The 15,733-nt window shown below is 69.2% G+C and carries 17 protein-coding genes; 6 read left to right on the forward strand and 11 right to left on the reverse strand.

Going from position 1 to position 15,733, the window contains the following annotated elements; all coding sequences use genetic code 11:
- The first annotated feature begins 74 nt into the window (after nt 1–74).
- Nucleotides 75–1,337, forward strand: a complete 1,263-nt coding sequence (locus ACFOD9_RS13750; RefSeq protein ID WP_379510700.1) for a multidrug effflux MFS transporter — start codon at nt 75–77, stop codon at nt 1,335–1,337.
- Here ACFOD9_RS13750 and ACFOD9_RS13755 read toward each other — a convergent pair.
- Genes ACFOD9_RS13755 through crtY form a run of 4 tightly spaced genes read right to left on the reverse strand, consistent with a single transcriptional unit; the run spans nt 1,300 to nt 5,577 of the window.
- Nucleotides 1,300–2,283 carry a phytoene/squalene synthase family protein gene (locus ACFOD9_RS13755; protein ID WP_379510701.1) on the reverse strand — a complete coding sequence of 328 codons (984 nt, stop codon included), beginning with the start codon at nt 2,281–2,283 and terminating at the stop codon, nt 1,300–1,302. The two genes, ACFOD9_RS13750 and ACFOD9_RS13755, sit on opposite strands and share 38 nt — an antisense overlap.
- Entirely contained in the window at nt 2,280–2,861 is a 582-nt protein-coding gene (locus tag ACFOD9_RS13760; RefSeq protein ID WP_379510702.1) for an LOG family protein, read from the reverse strand. The genes ACFOD9_RS13755 and ACFOD9_RS13760 overlap by 4 nt, the downstream gene beginning before the upstream one ends.
- The gene (locus ACFOD9_RS13765; RefSeq protein WP_379510703.1) at nt 2,858–4,384 is read right to left on the reverse strand and encodes a phytoene desaturase; all 1,527 of its coding nucleotides are present in this window, start codon (nt 4,382–4,384) and stop codon (nt 2,858–2,860) included. Before ACFOD9_RS13765 ends, ACFOD9_RS13760 begins: the two co-directional genes overlap by 4 nt.
- Nucleotides 4,381–5,577 (reverse strand): lycopene beta-cyclase CrtY, encoded by a 1,197-nt coding sequence (crtY, locus tag ACFOD9_RS13770; RefSeq protein ID WP_379510704.1) that lies wholly within the window; start codon nt 5,575–5,577, stop codon nt 4,381–4,383. The genes ACFOD9_RS13765 and crtY overlap by 4 nt, the downstream gene beginning before the upstream one ends.
- A 288-nt stretch (nt 5,578–5,865) precedes the next feature.
- Here crtY and ACFOD9_RS13775 point away from each other — a divergent pair, with 288 nt between their 5' ends.
- Both ACFOD9_RS13775 and ACFOD9_RS13780 read left to right on the forward strand, forming a co-directional pair.
- A complete protein-coding gene (locus ACFOD9_RS13775; RefSeq protein ID WP_379510705.1) occupies nt 5,866–7,008 on the forward strand; it encodes a Yip1 family protein in 1,143 nt (380 codons plus the stop codon).
- Entirely contained in the window at nt 7,008–7,622 is a 615-nt protein-coding gene (locus ACFOD9_RS13780) for a DUF2585 family protein (protein ID WP_379510706.1), read from the forward strand. Before ACFOD9_RS13775 ends, ACFOD9_RS13780 begins: the two co-directional genes overlap by 1 nt.
- Nucleotides 7,623–7,632: 10 nt before the next feature.
- On the opposite strand, the gene ACFOD9_RS13785 is transcribed toward ACFOD9_RS13780, so the two are convergent.
- Nucleotides 7,633–8,109 (reverse strand): MEKHLA domain-containing protein, encoded by a 477-nt coding sequence (locus ACFOD9_RS13785; RefSeq protein WP_379510707.1) that lies wholly within the window; start codon nt 8,107–8,109, stop codon nt 7,633–7,635.
- Between the two features lie 59 nt (nt 8,110–8,168).
- On the reverse strand, nt 8,169–8,480 hold the full coding sequence (locus ACFOD9_RS13790; RefSeq protein WP_379510708.1) for a hypothetical protein: 312 nt from the start codon (nt 8,478–8,480) through the stop codon (nt 8,169–8,171).
- Nucleotides 8,481–8,786: 306 nt separating this feature from the next.
- Between ACFOD9_RS13790 and thiC the strand changes: the two genes are divergently transcribed.
- Nucleotides 8,787–10,652, forward strand: coding sequence for a phosphomethylpyrimidine synthase ThiC (thiC, locus tag ACFOD9_RS13795; protein ID WP_379510709.1), 1,866 nt, complete (start codon nt 8,787–8,789; stop codon nt 10,650–10,652).
- 76 nt (nt 10,653–10,728) lie between these two features.
- Here the strand turns inward: thiC and ACFOD9_RS13800 are convergent, their stop codons facing one another.
- The 3 genes from ACFOD9_RS13800 to ACFOD9_RS13810 all read right to left on the reverse strand — a co-directional run bounded on the left by ACFOD9_RS13800 (nt 10,729) and on the right by ACFOD9_RS13810 (nt 11,740).
- Nucleotides 10,729–10,863: a hypothetical protein gene (locus ACFOD9_RS13800; protein ID WP_379510710.1), complete on the reverse strand. Its 135-nt coding sequence runs from the start codon at nt 10,861–10,863 to the stop codon at nt 10,729–10,731.
- Between the two features lie 67 nt (nt 10,864–10,930).
- Complete coding sequence (locus ACFOD9_RS13805; RefSeq protein ID WP_379510711.1) at nt 10,931–11,410, reverse strand: YaiI/YqxD family protein; 480 nt, start codon at nt 11,408–11,410, stop codon at nt 10,931–10,933.
- A gap of 141 nt (nt 11,411–11,551) precedes the next feature.
- Nucleotides 11,552–11,740 carry a hypothetical protein gene (locus tag ACFOD9_RS13810; protein ID WP_379510712.1) on the reverse strand — a complete coding sequence of 63 codons (189 nt, stop codon included), beginning with the start codon at nt 11,738–11,740 and terminating at the stop codon, nt 11,552–11,554.
- Between the two features lie 181 nt (nt 11,741–11,921).
- Between ACFOD9_RS13810 and ACFOD9_RS13815 the strand changes: the two genes are divergently transcribed.
- Nucleotides 11,922–12,410: a glycine zipper 2TM domain-containing protein gene (locus ACFOD9_RS13815; RefSeq protein ID WP_379510713.1), complete on the forward strand. Its 489-nt coding sequence runs from the start codon at nt 11,922–11,924 to the stop codon at nt 12,408–12,410.
- 3 nt (nt 12,411–12,413) lie between these two features.
- Here ACFOD9_RS13815 and ACFOD9_RS13820 read toward each other — a convergent pair whose 3' ends face one another.
- Both ACFOD9_RS13820 and ACFOD9_RS13825 read right to left on the reverse strand, forming a co-directional pair.
- On the reverse strand, nt 12,414–13,529 hold the full coding sequence (locus ACFOD9_RS13820) for a potassium channel family protein (protein WP_379510714.1): 1,116 nt from the start codon (nt 13,527–13,529) through the stop codon (nt 12,414–12,416).
- Nucleotides 13,530–13,616: 87 nt separating this feature from the next.
- Nucleotides 13,617–14,198, reverse strand: coding sequence for a nucleotidyltransferase family protein (locus tag ACFOD9_RS13825; protein WP_379510715.1), 582 nt, complete (start codon nt 14,196–14,198; stop codon nt 13,617–13,619).
- A 167-nt stretch (nt 14,199–14,365) separates the two neighbouring features.
- Between ACFOD9_RS13825 and ACFOD9_RS13830 the strand changes: the two genes are divergently transcribed.
- Nucleotides 14,366–15,718 (forward strand): MFS transporter, encoded by a 1,353-nt coding sequence (locus tag ACFOD9_RS13830; protein WP_379510716.1) that lies wholly within the window; start codon nt 14,366–14,368, stop codon nt 15,716–15,718.
- Nucleotides 15,719–15,733: the final 15 nt, after the last annotated feature.

A 15,733-nucleotide genomic window follows, 5' to 3' on the forward strand; every position in this document is an offset into this window, starting at 1 on the left:
CGCCGGGGCTGCAAAATGCTGTTTGCGGCCAAAGGGGGTGGCCTCGTTCGCGGCTTGCCCCCAAAGAGCCGGGCATGGCACGTTCACAGGCACCCTCCGGCAAGGCCGATTTTCCCATCGGCATTCGCGAACTGGTCGCCATGCTGGCCTTTTCCCAGGCGCTCCAGGCGCTGGCGATCGACTCCGTCCTGCCCGCCCTGCCCGATCTGGCCGCCGATCTGCGCGTGGGCGATCCCAATCACCGCCAGCTGGTGGTCGGCCTGTTCATGATCGGGATGGGCGCGGGCGCCCTGCTGCCGGGCACCCTGGCTGATCGTTATGGCCGCAAGCCGGTCCTGCTCGGCGCGATCCTGGCCTATACGCTGACCGGCGCGGCCTGCGCGCTGGCCACCGATTTCAGCGTCCTGCTCGCCTTGCGCCTGCTGGGCGGGCTGCTCTCGGGCGGATTGAGCGCGGTCGGCAGCGCCATCGTGCGCGATCGCTTCGAGGGCGATCGCATGGCCAGCACCCAGTCGCTGATCTTCGTGGTGTTCATGGTCGTGCCGATGCTCGCGCCCACTGTTGGGCAAACGGTCCTGCTGGTGGCCGGCTGGCGCTGGATCTTCGGGATGACCGCGCTGCTCGGCGCGGGCATGGCGCTGTGGATCGGCCTGCGCCTGCCCGAAACCCTCGCCCCGGAAAACCGCCAGCCGATCTCGTGGCGGCGCGTGTTCGGCAGCACCGGCGAAGTCCTGCTGAACCGGGGCTCGATCGGCTACGTGCTGTCCAGCGCGCTCACCATGGGGGTGATGTGGGGCTACATCCAGTCGTGCCAGCAATTGCTGGGCGAACATTTCGGCGCCGGCCAGGCCTTCCCGCTGGTCTTCGGCGGCATGGCCCTGTCGATGGCCGTGGCCAATTTCACCAATTCGCGGGTGGTCATGCGCTTCGGGGCGCGGCGCACCGGCCATGCCGCGCTGATCGTCTACCTGCTGAGCGGCTGCGTCCAGTTCTGGCTCGCCCATCGCGGCGGCGAAACCCTGTGGCAATTCGTACCGGTGATGGTGGTCAACCTGATCTGCGGCGGCTTCATGGGGGCCAACTTCTCGTCGATCGCGCTCCAGCCCTTTGCCCGCATCGCCGGCGCGGCCAGCTCGCTCCAGCTGTTCATCCGCACCCTGCTGGCCTCGGCGATGGGCGCGGTGATCGGCCAGGCCTATGACAACAGCGCCCGTCCGCTTTCCACCGCGATCGTGCTGGCCGGCGTCGGCGGCCTCGCGCTGATCCTGTTCAGCGAACGCGGACGTCTGTTCCGCCGGCTCAACCCGCCCGGAACGCCACCCCACCCCGAGCCCTGAGCGCCAGCTCCCGGCGCGACCACCGGGGCCGCGCCGCCTCGGCGCCCGGCCCGCGCAGTGCCGCCACGAAGCCGCGCGCCACGTGGCCCAGCTTGGCCCAGCCGCTCGTCGTCACCCGCCGGTCCCAGGCGTGCGGCCCGCGCGCCGCCACCTCGCGGGCGATCGCGCCATAGATCCCGGCGGCGGCCAGCACCGCCCAGCGCTGGCGAAAGGCCAGCCGCGCGGCCCCGATCCGCGCCGAAGCCTCGTAAACCGCCGCCAGCCCGGCCATCCGCAAGGCGATGGCCGCCAGCGCCTTGCGGTAGGGCGGCTTCAACTGCTCGCCCGGCGGAATGTCGGCCTCGGCCAGCCACTCGGCCGGCACATAGCAGCGCCCGGCCCGGTCATCCTCGGCGAGATCGCGCGCCACGTTGCCGAGCTGGAAGGCCAGGCCCAGGTCGCAGGCGCGGGCCAGAGTATCCTCGTCGTCCGCCGCCACCCCCATTACCGCGGCCATCATCACCCCCACCGCGCCGGCCACGTGATAGCAATAGCGCAGGAGGTCGGCCTCGCCGCGCGGCTGCCAGCCGTCCGCGTCCAGCGCGAAACCGGCGATCACGTCCTCGGCCATGTCCGCACTGATCCCGCACTCGCGCGCCACCACGGCGAAACAGTCGAAACTGGGCCGTCCGGTGGGTTCGCCGGCCAGCGCCAGCGCGGTCAAGGCGCGGATCGTCGCCAGCCGCTCCGCCGCGCCGCTCTGGTCCCCCAGCGCCCCGCCCAGATCCTGGGCATCGGCGATGTCGTCGCATTCCCGGCACCAGGCATAGAGCAGCCACACCCGCTCGCGCGTTTCCCGGTCGAACAGCCGCGAGGCGGCGGCGAAGCTCCTCGATCCGCGCGCGATCACCTGCCGGGCATGGTCCACCAGCGCCGCGCGGTCGAAAGCCTCGCGCCCCGCGCTCACAAGTCCCCGGCCAGCATCCGGAAGATCGGCAGGTGCGGGCGATAGGCCGCCATGCGGGTCAGCAGCAGGTCCAGCTCATGCTCGGCGATCAGGATCGCCTCGTGCGCCGGACGGATGAACCCGGTCTCGATCATCTGGCGGTTGAAGGCGAGCAGGGCATCGAAGAACCCGAAGGCGTTCAGCAGTCCCACCGGCTTGTCATGATAGCCCAGCTGCGCCCAGCTCACCGCCTCCCACAATTCGTCCATCGTGCCGACCCCGCCGGGCAGCGTCAGGAACCCGTCGGAAAGATCGGTGAAGGCCTGCTTGCGCGCGTGCATTCCGGGCACCACGATCAACTGCGAGCAATCGGGATTGGCGATCTCGGCCTGGGCCAGCGCCTCGGGGATCACCCCGATGACCTCGCCGCCGGCCGCCAGCGCCGCCCCGGCCACGGCCCCCATCAGCCCCCGCCTGCCGCCGCCATAGACCACCCCGATCCCGCGCTCGGCAAGGCTGCGCCCCACCGCGGTTGCAAGGGCCATGTAGCGCCCGTCCGCCGGCGTTGCAGAGCCGCAGTAAACCGCCAGCCGCTTCACGCAGAAAGATCCCCGATCATCAGCCCCGCCGTCGCCTTGGCACTGCCGACCACGCCGGGAATCCCCGCCCCGGGATGCGTGCCCGCGCCCACCAGGTAGAAGTTGCGGATGCGGTCATCCCGGTTGTGCCCGCGAAACCACGCGCTCTGCGTGAGGATCGGCTCAAGGCTGAAGGCGCTGCCCAGGTGCGCGTTGAGATCCAGCGCGAAATCGCGCGGGGCATAGTGGAACTTGGTCACGATCCGGTCGTGGATGTCGGGGATCAGCCGCCGCCCCACCTCGTCGAGAATGCGCTTTTCGAGAACGGGGCCGAACTCGTCCCAGTCGATCGGCAGCTTGCCCTGGTGCGCCACTGGGACCAGCGCATAGAAGGTGCTCTTGCCGGCCGGCGCCACCGAGGGATCGGTCACCGTCGGATGGTGAAGATAGATCGAGAAGTCGCGCGGCAGCACGCCGTGCTGGTAGATGTCGTCGAGCAGACCCTTGTAGCGCGGGCCGAACAGGATCGAATGGTGCGGAATGCCCGGCCAGGTCCCCTCCATCCCGAAGTGGACCACGAACAGGCTGGGCGAAAACCGCTTGCGCGCCAGCTTCTTGGCCTGGTCCTGAGCGGTGAGGTTGTCGGCCAGCAGGTCGCGGTAGGAATGGACGATGTCGGCATTGCTGGCCACGGCGTCGAACCGGTGGGTCCAGCCGCTCTGGCATTCCACCTCGGTCGCCCGGTCGCCCAGGGTGTGGACCCGCAGCACCGGGTCGTGAAGCCGCATGGTCCCGCCGATCCGCTCGAAATGCCGAACCATCCCGGCCACGAGCCGGTTGGTGCCGCCCCTGGCCCACCACACTCCGCCGTCCTTCTCCAGCTTGTGGATCAGGGCATAGATCGCGCTGGTGGTCATCGGGTTGCCGCCCACCAGCAGGGTGTGGAACGACAGCGCCTCGCGCAGCTTCTCGCTCTTCACGTAACCCGAGACGATCGAATAGACGCTGCGCCAGGCCTGGTGCTTGATCAGCGCCGGCGCGGCCTTGATCATGCTGGCGAAATCGAGGAACGGCACCGTGCCCAGCTTGACGTAGCCTTCCTCGTAGACCCCGGCGGCATAGCGCGAAAAGGCGTCGTAGCCATCGAGATCGCCGGGCGCCACGCGGGCGATCTCGGCGCGCAGGGCCGCTTCGTTGTTGGAATAGTCGAAATTGGTCCCGTCGGGCCAGTTGAGCCGGTAGAACGGCATGACCGGCATCAGCTCGACATCCTGCGTCATGTCATGCCCGGTCAGCGCCCACAGCTCCTGGAGGCAGGCCGGATCGGTGATCACCGTTGGCCCGGCATCGAAGGTAAAGCCCTCGCGCTCCCAGAAATAGGCTCGCCCGCCGGGCTTGTCGCGCGCCTCGATCACCGTGGTGGCGATCCCGGCCGATTGCAGGCGGATCGCCAGGGCCAGCCCGCCGAAGCCCGAACCGATCACGCAGGCCGTGCGCCCGCCGTCCACCACCTTGGCCACCGCCTTGCTCGCCGTGCCGGTCATGCCCCGCCTCCCAGCGAGCCGAGCGGCACGCGCCCCGCGATCACCTTCAGGGCCGCGCCCAGCGGAACCGGCGGCTTGCCCGCCAGGATTCGTGCCTTGTCCATCATGGTCGATCCGCCCGCATAGAACCGCTCGATCAGCCCCGGAGAAAGGCGATAGAAGCGCTGCATTACCCGCCAGCGTGCGCCGGGTGGCGCCGCGCCCAGCAACATCGCCGCCAGGATGCGATAGAACGCCCCGGCGCGCCAGTGCCGCTCTGCCCATGCCCGGCTGGCCGCCGCAAGACCAGTGCCCGAAAGGTCCGGCAAGCCGGCCACCATCAGCGCGAAACGCACCGCATCGGGCAGCGAATAGCTTGTCAGCGGCTGGAACAGCCCGGCCCGCACCCCGGCCAGGGCCACGCCCCCGTGGCTCCCGGCCTCCATTGTCGCCCGCCAGGCCGCGAAGTCGCCCCCGGCCACTACGGGGAGCACGCCCGTCTCTTCCGAGAGAACCTCGGCCACCTGCCAGCCTTGCGCCGCCGCCCATTCGCCGATCCGCCCGCGCAGGGCGCCCGGGTCAAGCTGTGGCCCGTCGCTGTAATAGGTATCCTCGATGAACACCGTGTCGGCCGAGAAGGGCAGGGCATAGACGAAGCGGTAGCCGTCCGCCTGCGCCACGCTGGCATCCATCACCACTGGCCGGACCAGGCCATGCGGCGCGGCGGTCCGCACCATCTGGCCAACGAACTTCTGCCATCCGCCCACCAGGTGCGGCAGGCGCGCCGCCCCGCGCGCATCGATCACCGCGCCGGCGCGCAGGGTCCGCCCATCGGCCAGGGTCACCCGGCCCGGCTCCACCGCCGCCACCTCGCCCTGGACGATCGCCCCGCCAGGCAGGCGCTCGCGCAGCACCGCGTCCAGCTTCGCGCTGGTGATCGAGCAGTAGGGCGTTGCCAGGGTGCGGGAGAAGGCCGGAAACCGCACGTCGTAGCCCGCGTCCCACCGCGCCGCGATCAGCGGCTCGACCAGCGCCGCCCCGCCGTCGGCCAGGTCGCTGGCGAAGAACGACCACAGGTGGTTTCCGCCCAGCCGCGCCTCGCGTTCGATCACGGCCAGGCGCAGCCCGGGCCGCCGCTCGGCCAGGGCCAGCGCGATCAGCCCCCCGGCCAGCCCGCCGCCAAGGATCGCGATATCGGTGTGTCCCGCCTCCATCTGGCCCGCTGTCTAGAGCCTGTTTCAGTAAAACTGAAACAGGTACGGCACCGGCCCACTCCCCCTCCCGGCCACCCATAGGGTACTATCGTTGGGTGGCCGGGAGGGGGAGTGGGCCGGTGCCGATTCCACGTGAGTGGAAACCTCTCTAGCCGCCCCGCGCCCCCGCGCCAATGCGGCTGGCTGGTTGGCGCCCCTTTTTCTCTGGCCAAACCGGGGCGCCCGTGAAACATTCGGGCCATAACGCCGCATGGGGTCGCTCTCCTTCACCACCCAGGGGGCCAGCTGATGACCGACCTTTCCGCCACCACCACCCCGCTCATCGCGCGGGTCAGAGCCATCCTGCTCAATCCCGCCGAAGAATGGCCGGTCATCGCCGCCGAACCGGACGACACCGCCGGCCTGTTCACCCGTTATGCCCTGCCGCTGGCCGCGATCGGCCCGGTCTGCACCTTCCTCCATGGCCAGCTGTTCGGCTACGGGATGCTGGGCGTCACCTGGAAACCCAGCCTGCTGGGCGGCCTCGCCGGCATGGTTTCCAGCTATGTCGTCGCGCTTGCCGGGCTTTATGTCCTGGCGCTGATCGTCGATTTCGTGGCGCCCAAATTCGATGGCCAGGCGGGGCGCGGCCCGGCGCTCAAGCTGGTCGTCCATGGCGCCACGGCCAGCTTCCTTGCCGGCTTCGCCCAATTGCTCCCGGGGCTCGGCATCCTGGGGCTGCTCGGGCTTTACAGCTTCTACCTGTTCTACACCGGCGCCACCCCGCTGATGAAGGTGCCGCAGGCCAAGGCGCTGTCGTTCACTGCGGTCACCGTGGTCAGTGCCCTGGTCGTCTCGATCGTCGCGGGTGCCGTCTCGCGCCCGGTGATCGGCCTTTTCGGCGGCGCGCCGGGCCTGTCCGATAGCGGCGAAGTCAGCGGCAAGCTTACCGTCCCGGGCATGGGCGCGGTCGATCTCGACAGGATGAAGGCCGCCTCCGCCCAGATGGAGGCCGACAGCAAGAAGCCGCCGATCCCCGCCGCGCAGCTTCAGGCGCTGCTGCCCGCCGCCATCGGCGCCTACCAGCGCACGGCCACCGAAAGCACCGGCGCCGGAGTGATCGGCTCCTCGGCGCAAGGCACCTACAGCGCGGCTGATCGCAGCTTTACCCTGCGGATCGTCGACATGGCCGCGCTTGGCGGCATCGCCGGCTTTGGCGCGGCGCTCGGCGTCGAACAGAACAAGGAGGATGCCTCCGGCTACGAGAAGACCGGCACGGTCGATGGCCATATGCAGACCGAAGCCTGGCGCCAGGGCGATCACAATGGCAAGTTCGGCGTGGTCCTGGGCCGCTTCTCGATCGAGGCCGAAGGCTCGGCCCAATCGATCGACGAACTCAAGGCCGCCGTCGCCGCGATCGATCCGGGAAAACTGGCGAGCCTCGGTTCCTGATGCACGGCCCCCCGCCGGCGAGAGTCCCGGCCAGCCTCCTGCCCAATCGCGCCGGGATTGCCCTGTCGCTCGCCATGGCCGCCGCCCTGGCCGCGCTGCTCCTCGCTATGAGCCGGGTGCCGATCTGCGCCTGCGGCCACGTGGCCCTGTGGACCGGCGATGTGAACGGCCCCGAAAACAGCCAGCAGATCAGCGACTGGTATTCGTTCAGCCACGTGATCCACGGCTTGCTGTTCTACTTCTTCGCCCACCTCCTGTGGCGCAAGTGGAAGCTGTTCGGCGGCCGCCCGGCCTTGTGGGCCTTGCCCATCGCGGTGGCCTTCGAAGGCTTCTGGGAACTGCTCGAAAACTCGCCGCTGATCATCGACCGCTACCGTTCGGTCACCGTGAACTATGGCTACAGCGGCGACAGCGTGCTCAATTCGGTCTCCGACCTTGCCTGCATGGCCCTCGGCTTCCTGATCGCCAGCCGCCTGCCGGCCTGGGCCAGCGTGGTGCTCGCGCTGGCCTTCGAGCTGCTCACCTTGTGGACCATCCACGATAACCTGACCCTCAACGTGGTCATGCTGCTCTGGCCACTTCAGGCCATCCGCGACTGGCAGGGCATGGTCTGAACCGGCGGGCCTAAAGCTCGGTCCATCGGCTGAAGGCCGCCGCCTGGCCGTGAACCGTCCCGTCCGGGTCCACCAGGTTCCACACGGTCGCCGCCTCGATCCGGAAGCGGCGGCCATCGGCGGCGATCCGCACGCCGGCATAGTCGTCGATGAACCCGTCGCGGCTTACCCGTTCCAGCAGCGCCTGGCGCTCGTCGCGCAGCGGCGCCTCGGCGGAAAACCGGCTGGGCATTCCGATGAATTGCGCCGCATCCATTCCGAAACGCGCCAGCGCCATCCGGCTGGCGAAGAAGAACAAGGGATCGGTCTCGGTCCCATGAGCCACGATCGCCAGCGGCGCCTCCCACAGCGCCCGCACCGGAGCGGTCACCGGCTCGGCGCAAGGCCCGACCAGCGGCCGCCCGGTCAGTGCGACATGGCTGGTGGCGATCCGGGCGATCGCGGCGCGGCGATCGTGGTCAAGGTAAGGGGCGGGGAGGTCGGTCATGCCGCGATCCGTTGCGCGCGTCCACTCGTGCGCGCAAGTCCTCTCCCGCCCCTGTTCGGTCAGCCCCTGGGCCTGGCCGGGGTGGCCGCGGCATGGTGCCGGTGCGCCATGCGGTGATGCCGGGCCTTGGCGTGGTGCCGGGCGTGGCCCCGGGCATGATGCCTGCCGTGATTCTGGCCGGGATGCGCCGCCATGCCGTGGTGACCCATCGCCGCGTGGCCCGAGCCGCCGCGCTGCACGCAGTGATCGGTCACCGTGGCCGAACAGGTCGGCAGGCCGGCGGCCGACGGGGCATCCTGGGCCATGGCGGGAACGGCCACCATGGCGGCGGCGGGGGCCAGCAACGAAAGCAGGATCGACTTGAATGCCATCAGGAAATCTCCTTGGATCCCGCCCGTGGCCAACCTGCGGTTGCCAGCATGGGCGCCCCTTGGCCGGATGATTACCCTTTCGTCATGAACCGCCCGGCCGGGGCTTCCCAAGGACGCCGCCCATGCCTAAAGTCGCGCCCATCCCCGGGGAGCCTGTGGCCGTGGCGATCGTTCGCGCATGGCAGTCATCATTGGCTGAGAGGGGCTGGTCACGCAGCCCGACCCGTCGAACCTGAACCCGTTAGCACGGGCGGAGGGAGTGGCCGTTTTCCGCCATTTTCCGCCGTCCGTCACAGGAGTACGCACATGGCGGACATCAATTCCAAGCTCGAAATCGGCGTCACGACCGGCCCGATCCGTGGGTCCGCCAAGATCCACGTCGAATCGCCACGCCTGCCCGGTGTGCGCGTCGCCATGCGCGAGATCGCGCTGGAACCGTCGTCGGGCGAGCCGCCGGTCCGCGCCTACGATACCTCCGGCCCCTACACCGATCCCGCCGCCACGATCGACATTTCCGCCGGCCTGCCCACCTTGCGCCGCGAATGGATCATGGCGCGCGGCGATGTCGAGGAATACCAGGCCCGCGCCGTCAAGCCGGAAGACAATGGCCTCAAGGGTCCTGATCGCTCCGCCGGCGTCCCGGGCTTCCCCAAGGTCGTCCAGCGGCCCCTGCGCGCCAAGGCCGGCCAGAACGTCAGCCAGATGCACTATGCCCGCCGGGGCATCATCACGCCGGAAATGGAATATGTCGCGATCCGCGAGAACCTGGGCCGCGCCGCGCTGAAGGAACAGCTCATCCGCGATGGGCAGGATTGGGGCGCCGAGATCCCCGATCACGTCACCGCCGAATTCGTCCGCGATGAAGTGGCGCGCGGCCGCGCCATCATCCCGTCCAACATCAACCACCCGGAAAGCGAGCCGATGGCGATCGGCCGCAACTTCCTGGTCAAGATCAACGCCAACATCGGCAATTCCGCCGTGGCGTCGGATGTGGCGCAGGAAGTGGAAAAGATGGTCTGGTCGATCCGCTGGGGCGCGGACACCGTGATGGACCTCTCCACGGGGCGCAACATCCACGATACCCGCGAATGGATCCTGCGGAACTCGCCCGTGCCCATCGGCACCGTGCCGATCTACCAGGCGCTGGAAAAGGTTGGCGGGATTGCCGAGGATCTCACCTGGGAGATCTTCCGCGATACCCTGATCGAACAGGCCGAACAGGGGGTGGACTATTTCACCATCCACGCCGGCGTGCGCCTGCCCTACATTCCGCTGACCGCCAAGCGCGTCACCGGCATCGTGTCGCGTGGCGGTTCGATCATGGCCAAGTGGTGCCTTGCCCACCACAAGGAATCGTTCCTCTATGAACGGTTCGACGAGATCACCGAGATCATGAAGGCCTACGATGTCGCCTATTCGCTGGGCGATGGCCTGCGCCCCGGCTCGATCGCCGATGCCAACGACGAAGCCCAGTTCGCCGAACTCTACACCCTTGGCGAACTGACCAAGCGCGCCTGGGAACAGGACGTGCAGGTGATGATCGAAGGCCCCGGCCACGTGCCGATGCACAAGATCAAGGAGAACATGGACAAGCAGCTCAAGGCCTGCGGCGAAGCCCCGTTCTACACCCTCGGGCCGCTCGTCACCGACATCGCGCCGGGCTACGATCACATCACCAGCGGCATCGGCGCGGCCATGATCGGCTGGTTCGGCACGGCCATGCTCTGCTACGTCACGCCCAAGGAACACCTCGGTCTGCCGGATCGCGATGACGTGAAGGTCGGCGTGGTCACCTACAAGCTCGCCGCCCACGCGGCCGATCTTGCCAAGGGCCACCCGGCGGCCAAGCTGCGCGACGATGCCCTGTCGCGCGCGCGCTTCGAATTCCGCTGGCGCGACCAGTTCAACCTCAGCCTCGATCCCGACACGGCCGAGCAATACCACGACCAGACGCTCCCGGCCGAAGGCGCGAAAACCGCGCACTTCTGCTCGATGTGCGGTCCCAAGTTCTGCTCGATGAAGATCACCCAGGAAGTGCGCGAATTCGCCGCCAGGCAGAACGCCGAAATCGAAACCTTCGTCGCGGCTGGGGATGCCGAGGCCGGCATGACACGGATGAGCGAAGTCTACCGCGAGAAGGGCAGCGAACTCTACCTGCCGGCGGCCGAATAACCCGTCCCTGTTCCTCCCCATTTCCGCGCAGCGCAAATGGGGAGGGGGATCGTCCGGCAAAGCCGCGCCAGATTCGTCACTTGTTCCGGATATTGTCCAGCCCCGGCAGCACCCCGGGCTTGGTCGATGGGTTGGAAGCATTGAGCTTCCTGGGCTTCTCCGCCTTGGGCTTGCGCGCTTCGCGGGTCGATTTCTTCTGGCCCTTGGCCATGATCGTTCTCCAGCGGGCCAATGCCCGCCCATGCAGCCTAGGCTCTAATCGCCGGCAAGGCGAACGCTCATCCCCGCGCCAGGCGCACCAGCGCCTCGTCAAGCGCGGATAGAAACCGCGACCGGTCCTCGCGCGAGAACGGCGCCGGACCGCCCACGATGTCGCCGCCCGCGCGCAGGTCGGCCATGATCGCCCGCGTGGCGATCTTCCCGCCGATCGAACTGGTCGTAAACGGCTTGCCCGCCGGCGAAAGCACCGTGGCCCCCGCCTTCAGGCATCGCTCGGCCAGAAGGATATCTGCTGTCACCACCACCGACCGCGCCCCGGCCTCCGCCGCGATCCAGTCATCCGCCGCATCGAACCCGTCGCTCACCACCACCCGGCGCACCAGAGGATGGACCGGAATGCGAAAAGCCGAATTGCTCACCACCACCACCGGCACATTGCGGCGGAAGGCCACCTTGTAGATCTCCTCCTTCACCGGACAGGCGTCGCCATCGACAAGGATGGTCGGGGTGGCGGGGAGAGGAACGGGCGAACTATTCATTCCACCCCGCTGCCACGCCAGCCCCACCAAGCGCAACCCAAACTCCCCTCTCGCAGGCGGGAGGGTTTGGGGGTGGGCAGGCGCCCCGGCACCACTGGCTGGAGCCACTTTGCCGCCCGAACCCAAGATTTCCATGTGGTGTCAGTGCGACCTGTTGCCGCCCAGGTCGGTCAGGTAGTCGCCGCTCTCGATCGACCACAGGATCGCCCGGGCCGCGTCCAGTTCGCCCGCTGCGCGCGCTGCCGCGCCCGTTGGGCCAGCTTCGGCCAGGATCTCCAGTTCGGCGATGTAGCGCTCAAGCCAGGCGCAGATCAGGGCGCGTTCGTCCATCCTCGCAAGAACGGCCGCGCGGGGTTTCGGTTAACTTCAGGTGTGCGGTTAACGGGGGCGATGAAGGGCTGCGCGGAACAACCTGCGCCTGGCGGGCGTTCTGGCTGACGGCGACGGATGCCCACCGCGCCCGCCCGCCGGCGCTCCCGCGCCCCGGTCCGGATGGCCTGCCATGGTCCGGATGACCAGAAGGAGACTCCCCGTGAACAAGGCCTTCCTCCTCCCCCTTGCCGCCCTTGCGGCGACCACCGCGCTGGCGGGCTGCGATACCTATGGCAATGGCGAAGGCCCGGGCTATGCCTCGCAGGACAACGGCTGGGGCTACTATGACCGGAACTACTCCAGCCGCTACGGCCACTACGACTGGAACGCGCCCGATCCGCGCTACAACGGCTACTATGCCGACAACTACTACCGCCAGGATCGCCGCTACCGCGAGAACCATCTGAACCCCAACGATCGCATCTATCGTGGCCGCGACGGGCGCTACTATTGCCGCCGTTCGGATGGCACCACCGGCCTGATCGTCGGCGCGATTGCCGGCGGCATCCTTGGCAACATCATTGCGCCGGGCGATTCGCGCACGCTGGGCACCGTGCTGGGCGCGATCGGCGGCGGCGCGGCCGGGGCGGCGATCGATTCCGGCAATCCCGACGTGCGCTGCCAGTAGGGCTCAGTCGGGGAGCCGGGCGGCGCGCGGGGCGTTGAACACCGCGCCCGCAGCCACCCGGCTGCCGCGAATAACCAGGACCAGGGTGTCGCCGGCCTCGATCTTCACCTCCTCGCCGGGGTGGACGAAACTCTGTCCTCCGGAACCGTTGGCGCCCTCGCCGCCGCCCCGGTCAAGCTGGACGATGAAGAACGAGCCGCAGCCCAGCCGCTCCGCCTCGCCCACCGTGCCCCCGGCCAGCCCCGAATGGGCCGGCACGGTCACCGCCTCCAGTTCCAGTCCGAATTCGGCAAGCCCGGTCTTGAACTGGCGCAACTGCGGGCTTTCCCCCAGGAACTGCGCGGTGCGCGGATAGAGGATCAGCTCGGCCATCCGTTCCGCGCCGATATGGGTGGGCAGCACCACCTGGTCGGCCCCGGCCTGGATCAGCTTGCTCTCGGTGCTGGGAACCTCGCCCCGGGCGATGATGTGGAGGCGCGGGTTGAGGCTGCGGGCCGAGAGGGTGATGAACACGTTGCTGGCATCCGATGGCAGCACGGTCGCCAGCACCCGGGCGCGGGCGATCCCGGCCTGGGCCAGGCCCGCCTCGTCGGTGGCGTCGGCCAAGAGGGTGAGGTAACCGAGCGCTTCGGCCTCGGCCAGCTTTTCGGGGCTGCGCTCCATGATCACGAAGGGCGAGCGGGCGGCATGGAGTTCCTTGGCGAGCTGCACGCCGATCCGGCCGAAGCCGCAGATGATGGCATGGTCGGTCAGGCGTTCGATCTGGGTCTGCATACGGTCGATCCCGAGGAGGCGCTTGAGCTGGTAATGGGTGAAGGCCTGGACGAGCGCGCCGGTCAGAACGATCATCCCGGTGCAGCCCAGCACGATGGTGGCGATGGCAAGGCCGCGCAGGTAGGGCGTGGCCACCGGGTGAACCTCGCCGTAGCCCACCGAGAAAATGGTCAGCGTGACCATGTAGGCCGCATCCCCGGCGGGCCAGCCGGCGGCCATGAAGCCCAGCGTGGCAGCCATGAACACCACCGCCATGTAGGCCACGATGCCCAGGATGTTTCGCAGCGGCGAATGGAACAGCGATTGCGCCGCCCTGCCGAGTTCCTGCCTGGTGTATTGCGTCATGCCGACCCCCATCGGCCAGAGTGGCTAGCCGATCGGGTCCTGTCCAGCATGGACGCAGGTCAAATTCGGAGGGTCAAATTCGGAGGGTCACATTCGCCGCCCGGCAAGGATCGCCTCGGCCCGGGCCAGCGCCACGGGCGTGTCGACGTCGACCAGGTCTTCGGCCGGGCAGGCCAGCAGCAGCACCGCCGGATCATCGGCGAGCAGGGCGCCCGCCCCCCGGTCGCCGGTGAGGGCGCAAAGTTCGGCGAAGCGATCGGCTGGAAACCGCGCCGGAACCCCGGCGCGGCCCGATGGATAGTGGCAGGCGGCCAGCCCCGGCACGGCGGCCAGCGCCAGCAGCAGGGCGGCCGGAACGCAGGGCATATCGGCCAGGTGGATGATCAGCGCCGGCGCCTTGCGGGCCAAGGCCTCGCGCGCGGCAAGGGCAACCGAGGTCGCCAGGCCGTCGGTCGCCGCCGGATTGGCGATGGCCGGGATGCCCTCGGGCAGCCAGGCGGGGCGCGGGCCGGGCGCGGTGATGCACAGCGCGGGCAGGCCGGTGGCGAGCACCGCGCGGGCGGCATGGCTCGCCAGCGGCTGCCCGGAGCAGGGCGCGGCCAGCTTGTCCGCCCCGAACCGGCTGGCCCGGCCGGCGGCGAGCAGGGCGATGAGCGGGGCTTCGGTCATGCCCCGGCGATAGCGGGCGCGCGCGCCGGCGGGAAGGCCTTCGCGCCGGCCCCGACTCCCGCCCCGCCCCCCCCGACCATCCGCCCCGCCTGAAGCTGTTGCCATGTGCTGCCGATCTGGCATGACCCTGCCGGGGGTGGCCATCCCGTGGCTGGCCGGAGAACACGATGAGCCTGTCCGTCACGCGATCGCGTCCCCGCCTGTCGGGACTGCAACTGGTGGAGATGAACCTCGGGTTCCTTGGCCTCCAGTTCAGCTTCGGGCTCCAGCAGGGCAACATGGGGCCGATCTATTCCTGGCTCGGCGCTCACGAGGGCGAACTGCCGATCCTCTCGCTGGCCGGGCCGGTCACCGGGCTGATCGTCCAGCCGCTGGTCGGCGCCCTGTCCGACCGGACCGGCGGGCGCTGGGGCCAGCGCACCCCCTGGCTGGTCGCCGGCGCCCTGCTCTGTGCCCTGGCCCTGTTCTGGATGCCGCTGGCCTCGTCGCTGGTCATGGCCGCCAGCCTGCTGTGGCTGCTTGATGCCGGCAACAACATGACCATGGAGCCCTACCGCGCGTATGTCGCCGATCGGCTGACGCCCGACCAGCGGCCCGCCGGGTTCCTGGTGCAAAGTGCGCTGACCGGGCTGGCGCAGATGCTGGCCCTGGCCACGCCCGTGGTGCTGGTCGGCCTCGGGATGTCGCGCGACAGCGTGGATGCCCACGGCGTTCCCCACACGGTCCGGGCGGTGTTCTGGCTCGGTTCGGTCCTCTCGCTGGCAACGATCCTTTTCTCGTTGCGCCGGGTGCCGGAACTGCCGCTCGCCCGGGCCGAGCGCGAACGGATCGCGGCGGCGCCGCGCGGGCTGGGCGCGGCGCTGGTGGAAGTGGGCGCGGCGATCCGCGCCATGCCGGCGCAGATGTGGCGGCTGGCGCTGATGAACCTGTTCCAGTGGTTCGCCCTGTGGGGCTACTGGCACTATGCGGTCTATGCGATCGCCCGGCGCCTCTATGGCGTGGCCGAGCCGGCCAGCCCGGGTTTTCGCCAGGCCGTGCTCACCTATGGGGCCATGGCGGCGGCGGCCAATGCGATCGCCTTCGTCTCGGCGCTGGCGATGATCCCGCTGGTGCGCCGCTTGGGGCCGGCGCGGCTCCATGCCGCCTGCCTGGTTGCGGGGGGCATGGCCATGCTCGCGGTTCCGCAGGTGGCCGAGCCGGCCTGGCTGGCCCTGCCGGCGCTCGGGATCGGCCTTGCCTGGGGCAGCATCATGGGCAATCCGCTGGGCATCCTGGCCGCGGCGATCCCCCCGGCCCGCACCGGGGTCTACATGGGCATCTTCAACATGATGATCGTGATCCCGATGCTGCTGTTCGCCTTGACCATGGCCCGGCTCGACCTCGGCTTTGCCGCGCTGGGCCTCGGGCTCTACGATCGCGTGCTGGGCGGGGAACCGTTCCGGCTGCTGGCCGTTTGCGGGGGATGCATGATGCTGGCCGCCTTGGCGAGCCTGCGCTTGCGTGTTGATGCAATGGATTGAATTCCTGCCGGATCG

This window comes from Novosphingobium bradum (assembly GCF_042646485.1).
GTDB lineage: Bacteria > Pseudomonadota > Alphaproteobacteria > Sphingomonadales > Sphingomonadaceae > Novosphingobium > Novosphingobium bradum.